Genomic DNA, 9,080 nt, shown 5'->3' with positions numbered 1-9,080 from the left:
ATGTTAATAGTTCAATACACTAGACATAGGAGTGAAAATTAATTATGCATTCCCCAGAACCCTTGTCATGTCTCCGCAATGCAACGTCTCTACATCTTTTCCGGAGATGTCTATTTAGGACAAACAAAAAATTAAAGAATATTTTCAGATGTAAATCTTTATTTTTATCCATTTTCTGTTATTTTACTTTTGCATTTTATTTAATCCCATTTCTTTAGCAAGAATTGGGATGGATTTATTTCTAACCATCTTCGGATGGGAATTAGATAAGTTTGAATCAGGAGAAAGATTAGAAGATTTGAGTATTGAAGCTAATTCCTGAATGTAGCTATCATGATTAAATTGTCTCATTACCAGTTCATAACCTCGCTCAATTTGCTGTTGTACTATTTGGGGTTGATTCAATATTTTAATTATCGCTTGGTTTAAACCATTAGAGTCTCCTGGATTAAAACCTGTGACAATACCCGAATCAATTAGTGTAGAAATTATTTCTGGTGAAGAACGACTAACAATAACAGGTTTCTGGCAAGCTAAAGCTTCAAATAAAGTAGTTAAACCAGCTTCATAGTTATTCTTAAAAAGAGGAAGAACAACTAAGTCAGAATCACGATAAAGTTGCACCAAATCACACCAATCGTAAAAGCCAAAAGACATATTATCTGGCATCACTTTTGGGAATGATTTTGTTGGTATCTTCCTAGAAGGTGAAAGGGCAGAAACTTTGACATCCACATCTAAATCTTGAGTTGCGATCGCAAGAGTTTGATAATCCCTTTGTTCCCAACCACCACTGACAATTAGTGGACGCGTTTTTTTGTATGAGACTTGCCCTGGTGTAAAAAAGGATGTGTCTATTGGTGGTTGAGAAGAAATTTGATAAACGCGGTTTTCTGGTAAACCTAAATAGTTTCGCAGAAATTTAGTTTCCGAAGGGGTATATGTCAAAAATAAATCAATTTTTTCTACTACTTTAAACAGCTTTAAGGCGAAATAACCTCGTAGTCCGTTAATTTTGTAACTAAACATAACTATTTTTGGTCGCACATTTGAGGAACTGCAAAGAGCAGCGACGGGAATACCAATTTGTTCTTTATTGCAAAATATTACATCTCCAGTTTGAATTTGCGAAGATAGCTGACGTGCAAGTGCCCAATGGGAAGAATTGCCAATAATATTTGACAGGGCTTTATCTATTGGTAAAATTTTAGATAACTCTGGTTGATGAACTTTTGCTCCTAAATTTTGAGCTACTTTCCACATGAATTGTGAGGGACATTTTCCAGCTTTAGCTAAAGAGTCTAATTCTTCTAAGTCGCTAGTAAAATCTAATGGGATGTGGTAGTTCATCGCTTTAAAGTACTGTATGAAGATGCATTAATAGTAATAGTCTCATTCGATATCTGCTGTTTTTTTGAGCGAGATACCGGAGGCATATCACTCTGTTTATAGCAAGTCGATTTTTCACTGTTATTTTGCAAGCTATTAGTCATTAGTTGATGTAAATTGGCTATTTCATGACGGATATTAAAGTCTTTTTCGACTTTTTCTCGTCCTGCTGTACCAAATATTGCTCTTGTTTCCGGACTAGTCAGTAATTTTTCGATATTTTCCGTTAATGAAAGGCTGTCTCCAGGGGGAACAAGGTAGCCATTAACGCCATTTTCGACTAATTCACTGACACCAGCAATTTGTGTGGCAACAACAGGAACACCGCTTGCCATTGCTTCCATTAGGACTACTGGTATCCCTTCCGCAAAACTCGACATCACAAAAATATCTGTTTGTTGAAGCTGTTCTCGGACTTCAAGTTGAGATTTATATCCGACATATTTAACATTTTGGGTTAATCCGAATTTGATAGTTAGTTGTTCTAATAGTTTGCGATCGCAACCATCTCCAATGACTGTTAAGAGAATATCTGGGTGTTTTTTTTGCAATGTTGCTAAACTTTCTAGGAGTATTGGTAATCCTTTTGCTGCTACGAGTCTACCCACAAATAGCAAACGTTTTCCCGGTTCTTTATGGCTAACAACATTAAATAAATTTGGGTCAATCCCACAATGAATGATATGCATGTACTGCCATTTTTCGGGAGGTGCAAATATCATTCCTTGACTGCGAGCATAATTACTAATACAGGCAACAAATTGCGATCGCTTAATTTTTTCGTCAAGTCTCCATTGATATGGTTTAAAGAAAATATATGGTCCATGTAATGTAAAACTGTATGTAAATACTCCCATTTCGGCAGCAAGCATTGCTACTGTTCCACTCGCTTCGGCAATGTGGTTGTGTAGATGGGAAATTTGGCGAGTTTTGATTTGTTGGGCAAGAATTCCTGCTTCGAGAAAGTAAAATATTTGATATAGAAAGCCCTTTATTCCTGGTTGACTGGTTGAGCAAGCTAGTTTGAGAGTTTGTAAGTATTTTTTAGGTGTTGCTAACAGTAAATTCAGGTGTACTAAAAGTAAATTTATGGGGTTAGTAGGGAGAATATAGAAAGTGCGATCGCGTTCTTGTTTTTGTTCTTCTCCAACCATGTGTTCATCCCTAGTACGACGAATAGAAAATGTTTGTATATCTACTCCCATTTCTCGTAAGGTAATAACTTCCCTTTGGATAAAAGTATCTGTCGCTCTGGGGTATTCACCAGTTAAGTAAGCAATTCGCATAAATCCTCCTCTATTATTCCTGCTTTTACTGCTTCTGTAATTGACTGCGATACTTGTAGTAAATCTTCATTACTATTAATGCGATCGAGTGATACATCTAGGGAATATTTGGGTGTCCAATTCAACATTTCTTTAGCACGAGAATTAGTGAAACGAAAATGCTTGAATCTGGCATCAAGTATAACTGGGTTAAATATACCTGGTAACTTTGCTTGACTTTTGAGTGCGACTTTGTTGTATTTCCACATTGTCCAAGCAATGCTACGCATCAATGTCCAATTGACAGGAATTGTTTTGGGAATTGGCATTTCATGTTGCTTTAATTTTTTAACATAGGTTCTTTGATTCGGTAAATTATCATCAATAACATTGATGGTTTGACCAATTGCTTGCTCGGATTCCGCAGCACAAATAATTGCATCTGCACAATTTTCAATGTATGTCAATGGCATAGTTGCATAACCACCAATTCGTAACCACACATTGCCAGCTAATTCACCTCCTAGCAAGCTACTCCAGGTGTTCCCTCGTCCATATATTAAACCGGGACGAATGGTGGTAATTTGGGATTGATGATTTTTTTGAAATTCATTTACAAGTTCTTCTTGGAGTAATTTGGTTTGAGCATATTCATCTCGTTCTAATGGGTTAGATTCTATAGCTGAATTTTCGTTGATTGTGGTTCCCGATGGGATACGAAGATAGTCATAAACGGAGAAAGTACTAATGTTAATTAGACGCATGATATTTGCTTCTAACATGGCATCAAGTAAGTTTTCCGTGGCAATTACCGTACCCGCAAATCGAGTATAAAAGTCACCTTCTTTAGCTGCTGCTAAATGAATGATTGCATCTACATCCTTAATGGCATCGACAATACCAGCTTTGCGTCGTAAGTCGATACGGACTAATTCTACTGCTGGATGATTAGCCCAATGGAGTTTTTTTGTATCGCTAGATGGACGTACAACTGCACTTACTTGATGTCCTTTACGTAGTGCTTCTGCAACCACATATTGTCCCACAAAACCGGAAGCACCTGTTATCAGTAACTTCATTAGAAATAAACCTCATTTAAAGATTGTAAAAAGCTCAAATTTTCAAAATATACAGAAAATGAATAATAGCTAAACTTTGACCTCAGCACAAAATTTAAAATCAATACTCTGCGTAACTTTGCATTTCAAAATCAAACTCAAAACTGTTTTGAGTATAGTTAATCATCCGAAATCTAAAATCTCCCGGTTTCCAAAAGTAATTGGTTAACTAATCGATTAGTACGTTCCATATCTTCAAAACTGATTGGTGGAGTTTTTCCATCGATTAATGCTGTATAGGTACTGTCTAAAAGTCTGTGTAAACCTTCATAGGGAGTTTTTTGCATGACCTTATTACGGAAGTTAATAAATGTTGAACTAATTAAGTCATATCCATTTACAAAATGATTAATTAGTGGAGAGAGTAATTCACCTGCACGGGGAATAACACAACGAAGATAGGGTTGGAATAAATCTGTTTCTGCATAACCTGCTGAACCTCGCACAATCACACTAAATGAACTTGGTAGAGCATGACTAGTGAATCTGATCCGAGCATGGGCAGAATTTCCGATTGCGATCGCATCTAAATCATCATACTTAAATAGTTCACCACCACCATGATTATTCCAAGCTGCGTTAACTTGTTGAAAATCAGGTATAAAGCGTACTACTAGGGAACATAGATGAGTAATGAAGTCGTGAACAACTCCTGCGGGAAGTTGATGAATTGGGTTTGGTAAATTTTCATCGGCAAAAACTCCACCATTTCGTACAGGTAAGGCAATTCTTACTTCTACTTCCTGAACTTTACCAAGAATGCCATCATCAACTAGTTTTTTAATCACTAAAATTTTTTCATTAAAGCAGTAGTTTTGGTTTTCAATTAACCAGAGATTTTGCGATTTTGCTAAATTTACAAGCTCTTGAAACTCATCATATGTTGGTGCGATCGGTTTTTCACAAAATACATTTACACCTGCTTCTAAACAGTCTTTAGCAATTTGTTTGTGGGTATGGGGAGGGGTGAGAATGTGGACAACATCAGGCGTTGTCTCGAATAACATTCGACGATAATCTGTATAGCTAGATTCAGCACCAAATCGTTGTGCAGCATATTTAGCTGATGCTTTGGAAAGGTCACAAACGGCAGCTAGATGAACATGTTCTGATTTCGATAAAAAGCTGAGATGCTCTTTAGAAATTGCTCCCGTTCCAATTACTGCTGATTTTAGTTTTGTTGTCATTACTATTTTCCTTGTTGAATAATTAAATTTACAAATTTCTAACTTTTAACTTCTGTCATGATGTTTTTGTACTCCATAATGGGTTGCGATCGCTTGAATAATCTCAAAGTATGAAATTGAATTTGACCGTATAACATGGGATATTTATCTATCGTGCAAAATAAACCGTAAATAATGGAATCTTTTTGTTCAAAACCCTTTAAAAGGGTAATGCTATATACTCGATAAAATAAATAAGTATTAGCGATTACAAATAAAAGAATACTCAATCCTTTTGTTGGGAAGAAACTCGCAATAGTTAATAAAGGTAAAAATAAACCCCAAAACCAAATCCGACGACTTTCCCTAGCCCAATGATTGTGTGACCAAGCTCCCTCAGCATAGGCATAACCGTTGCGAATAGAGCGTTTACACCATTGACTGAAGCTGGTCATTGCTGCGTCGTGTTGTGCCATTTCTGCATCGATGGCTAAAATTTTGCCTCCAGCTTGACGCAAACGCACGCAGAGTTCTGGTTCTTCCCCTGCAATTAGAGCAGGATTAAAACCTCCAACTTGTTTTAATGCACTTACCCGCATCATGGCAATACCACCACAATACTTTGCTTCCCCAGGAGAAGCGTACCATTCAACATTACAAACACGGTTGAAAATTGATGCTTTAGGAAATAATTCTCGTAGATAACCAAATACCACTACTACATCAGGTTGAATGAGCATTTCCACTGTTGCTCTTGTTAGCCATCCCTCTACGATTTGAGAGTCACCATCAACAAATTGTACAAACTCTATATCGGGTTTTTGTTGTAATAAATATGCAAATCCTGTATTTCTAGCACGAGCAGCAGTAAAGGGAATAGACAAATCCAGTTCTATTACAAAAACACCTAAAGAATTAGCAAATTCAACACTCCCATCTGTAGAACCAGAATCAACATAAATAATCGTATTTTCTTCTTTAATTAATGACAACAAGCAAGTTTTGAGACGATTACCCTCATTTCTGCCGATAACAACAATCCCTATAGAACTCAAAGCTAAACCTCCTCATTATAATTAATTGTAGTGACATTTAGATATAAGATAAATTTACGATTATATATTTCTAAATATTTATAGAAACTTCACGTTCGTGTAAATATTTGATGTGCCTAATCTTCGATTTTACAAATCTTTTTTGACTCAGAGTAAATGCAGTTGATATATACAAAACCCAATACAAATTTGCTCCCCGCAATAAAAAGCTTTCTGTCAAATTATTCATGACTAAAAAGCAGAGAAAAGCTAATGACCACAACTCCTCTGGATATTCAGCAGCATAAGCTTGTTTTAAACTGCGGGCAAAAGTAATGACAAAAGTAATTAAAAATAGTAATAACCCAATTAAACCAACATCAAGTGCGATATCAAGGAAACCATTATGAGCATGAGGAGTAACCCATCCACCAGATGTTACAGTTTGACCTGCTGAAATTGCGAATGAACTATTAGGTGCCCAAAATCCCTCACGTCCATAACCTAATAATGGTCTTTCCATTAATTTCGAGATTACAAAACCCCATACAGGCACTCTACCTGTTAGAGTTGGGTCTCTTTGCAAACTAGTTAAAAATTCTGCCCAGTAACTAAAAATAAGCAAAGAAATACATCCTAAAAGTAGAACTCCCAAGTCTACGAAAATAACACTTATTTTTCCTTGCCAACGAAATTCTTTATAGAAAAATATAAATAATATTAGTAAAAAGAAAATTATGAGAGAAGTTTTAGAAGTTGATAGAAGTATTAGTATCAATGAAACAATAAAACCACCCCACTTATATAGTTTTAAATTATCTTTAGGCAGCATAAAAAATGCTAATGAACTCAAGACCATCATACTGCCGAAATTATTTTTGTCACCATATATTCCTTTCCATGCACCTGGATGGGGAGCTCCATGTTTTCCAATTGCAGGTAATCCTAAGGAAAAAATAGTACTCAGAAAAGCTCCTATTAATAGAGTTAAAGCAATCAGTTGAATTTGTTCTTTTAATGTAAAACGAGAAGCAAAATATAAACCAAAGCACGTCATCATCATCACATCTCTGATATTAGATAATGTAAACTCTGGTGCCACTGACCATATAAATGAGATAAAGCTTAAAAATGTGAGTAGAAACAATATTTTATTCCGGAGCAGAATAAATATCGTATCTTTCCAGAAAATGCAGATAAGAGTAGTAGATATTCCCCAAACAGAGAATCTAATTAATGTGATGATGAATTTTGGGATCACATCACCTAAGGCAAACTGACCGAATGCTCCACAAAAAAAAGTTAGGGCTAAAATAACAAATAGTTTCTCTAACAGTCTCACAAAAATACCCACAATTATACGTCTCTCATCTATAAGTCGATTGATTTTATGTTCAGATAAAAGAATAATGATATTATTGGCAAGTAGGGGAATTATAATGACCAGATGCAAGACTATGGTTGTGTAACCATTTATCATGTATTGATGAAGTGTATAACCATTTTTCGATAAAATCTGCCCATTTTACAGGAATTTGTAACTGTTGCCAAGAAATAGCAGATGCATTAGAAATTCGTGCATATAAATGGGGTTGAGAAAGTAGTTGAATAACACAATCAGCTAGTAAATTGGGATTTTGAGCAGGAAAAATCATGGCATTTACTTCATGTTGCAAATTACCTCTAAACATTGGATGATTGGATGCTACTAATGGTGTATATGCACAGAATGCTTCATAAATAGTTAGTGGTAATGCTTCAGGATATTCGTGCCAGCTAGGAACAACAACTATATCCGCATCCCGCATAAACTTAATTACTAGGTGATTTGGAACTACTCCTAAAAACGTGATGCGATCGCGAATTCCTAAACGTTCTGCACAATCGGTAAATTTGTCAATTTCTCCACTTCCAGCAATTTGTAAAGTTACAGGAAAATTGCGTTCCTGTAAAATTGCCACTGCATTTAAAATATCACCAACACCTTTTGACTCAATAACGGAGCCAACATAAATTAATTTCCAATTATTTTCATTAGGTTGGTGCTTGGCTGAAAATAATTCTGGAGTGACTGCATGAGACCAATCATAGGGAATAATTTTGTGAGATTTTACTCCAATTTGTTGAAGTGAAAAACAAGAATTTATACCATGATTACCAATCCAATCTATTTGTTGATGGTTTAATAAACGTGCGAGAGAATAATTTTTCCACTGACGACGTAACCCTGTTCTTAAAAAAGAGTCTGCTAGTAAACCAATTGTTTTTACCTTATTCCGAATTGCCCAGCGAAAAATTTCTGGTATGGGAAAATGAATTACGAGATGTGTTGGTTTATGTGCAGCAATAATTCGCAAAATTGTGTGTACCTGTTGATATGGTTCAACTCCTGCACCAATCACACGTAGCCCTTTGGCAATTACATCATTATATATCTGTGTTGATTTACAACATAGTAAGATGACTTCATCCACATCTTCGGAAATATGTATGACTGTATCTAGTACATATTTTTGTGCATGATATGTCTCAATTCCATCTTTGTAAACAAGCCGAAATGCTTCGCGATAATCACCACCATATTGAACTATTAAAAGTCAAAGAACTCGTTGGGAGCATGGTCATTTACAAATGATTCGGACTTATTTACCAATTTTGCTCAAAGAAAGCGTATATCAAAAACGGTTTGAATTATTAATTGACGCTCTTGATTTGTGTGTTCCACCTCTGTCTTTACTCGTTGTCATGTGGTTAGGAATAATGACAATTTCTAGTTTATTTACATTAGTGGGAGCATCGTGGATATCAGTAATAATTTCAGCAACAGCAGGATTGTGTTTCCTCACTGCAATTCTCACAGCTTGGTCGGGTTTTGCCACTAAAATCTTACCTTTGAATCAACTTCTAACAGTTCCTTTTTATGTTTTGAAGAAAATCCCAGTTTATTTGCAGTTCCTAATTAAACCGCAAAATATTTGGATCCGTACAGAAAGAGATTCAGTATCCTAATTACTAAATAATAAATATGCGTCTTTTAATAGTTCAATATGGTGGTGATTATCGCGAAGCATTTCGGCTTGTTTACAAAGATGGAATTGAGACATATCA

The 9,080-nt window shown here is 35.6% G+C and carries 8 protein-coding genes; 1 reads left to right on the top strand and 7 read right to left on the bottom strand.

Annotated elements, in window-relative coordinates:
- Positions 1 to 183: 183 nt before the first annotated feature.
- The 7 genes from CK510_RS20490 to CK510_RS20460 form a co-directional block, all read right to left on the bottom strand.
- A complete protein-coding gene (locus CK510_RS20490; protein WP_095723465.1) occupies positions 184 to 1,350 on the bottom strand; it encodes a glycosyltransferase in 1,167 nt (388 codons plus the stop codon).
- A complete protein-coding gene (locus CK510_RS20485; RefSeq protein WP_095723464.1) occupies positions 1,347 to 2,675 on the bottom strand; it encodes a glycosyltransferase family 4 protein in 1,329 nt (442 codons plus the stop codon). The genes CK510_RS20490 and CK510_RS20485 overlap by 4 nt, the downstream gene beginning before the upstream one ends.
- Complete coding sequence (locus CK510_RS20480; protein ID WP_095723463.1) at positions 2,657 to 3,733, bottom strand: NAD-dependent epimerase/dehydratase family protein; 1,077 nt, start codon at positions 3,731 to 3,733, stop codon at positions 2,657 to 2,659. The genes CK510_RS20485 and CK510_RS20480 overlap by 19 nt, the downstream gene beginning before the upstream one ends.
- A gap of 173 nt (positions 3,734 to 3,906) precedes the next feature.
- The gene (locus tag CK510_RS20475) at positions 3,907 to 4,959 is read right to left on the bottom strand and encodes a Gfo/Idh/MocA family protein (RefSeq protein ID WP_095723462.1); all 1,053 of its coding nucleotides are present in this window, start codon (positions 4,957 to 4,959) and stop codon (positions 3,907 to 3,909) included.
- A gap of 38 nt (positions 4,960 to 4,997) precedes the next feature.
- Positions 4,998 to 5,993, bottom strand: coding sequence for a glycosyltransferase family 2 protein (locus CK510_RS20470; protein ID WP_095723461.1), 996 nt, complete (start codon positions 5,991 to 5,993; stop codon positions 4,998 to 5,000).
- Positions 5,994 to 6,063: 70 nt separating this feature from the next.
- Positions 6,064 to 7,425 carry an O-antigen ligase family protein gene (locus CK510_RS20465; RefSeq protein ID WP_245912241.1) on the bottom strand — a complete coding sequence of 454 codons (1,362 nt, stop codon included), beginning with the start codon at positions 7,423 to 7,425 and terminating at the stop codon, positions 6,064 to 6,066.
- A complete protein-coding gene (locus CK510_RS20460) occupies positions 7,388 to 8,446 on the bottom strand; it encodes a glycosyltransferase (RefSeq protein ID WP_245912240.1) in 1,059 nt (352 codons plus the stop codon). Before CK510_RS20460 ends, CK510_RS20465 begins: the two co-directional genes overlap by 38 nt.
- Positions 8,447 to 8,603: 157 nt before the next feature.
- Here CK510_RS20460 and CK510_RS20455 point away from each other — a divergent pair, with 157 nt between their 5' ends.
- Complete coding sequence (locus tag CK510_RS20455; RefSeq protein ID WP_095723458.1) at positions 8,604 to 8,981, top strand: hypothetical protein; 378 nt, start codon at positions 8,604 to 8,606, stop codon at positions 8,979 to 8,981.
- The last annotated feature ends 99 nt before the right edge of the window (positions 8,982 to 9,080 follow it).

It is taken from the genome of Brunnivagina elsteri CCALA 953 (assembly GCF_002289455.1).
Taxonomy (GTDB): Bacteria; Cyanobacteriota; Cyanobacteriia; order Cyanobacteriales; family Nostocaceae; genus Brunnivagina; species Brunnivagina elsteri.
This window is presented reverse-complemented; position numbering and strand designations above follow the sequence as displayed.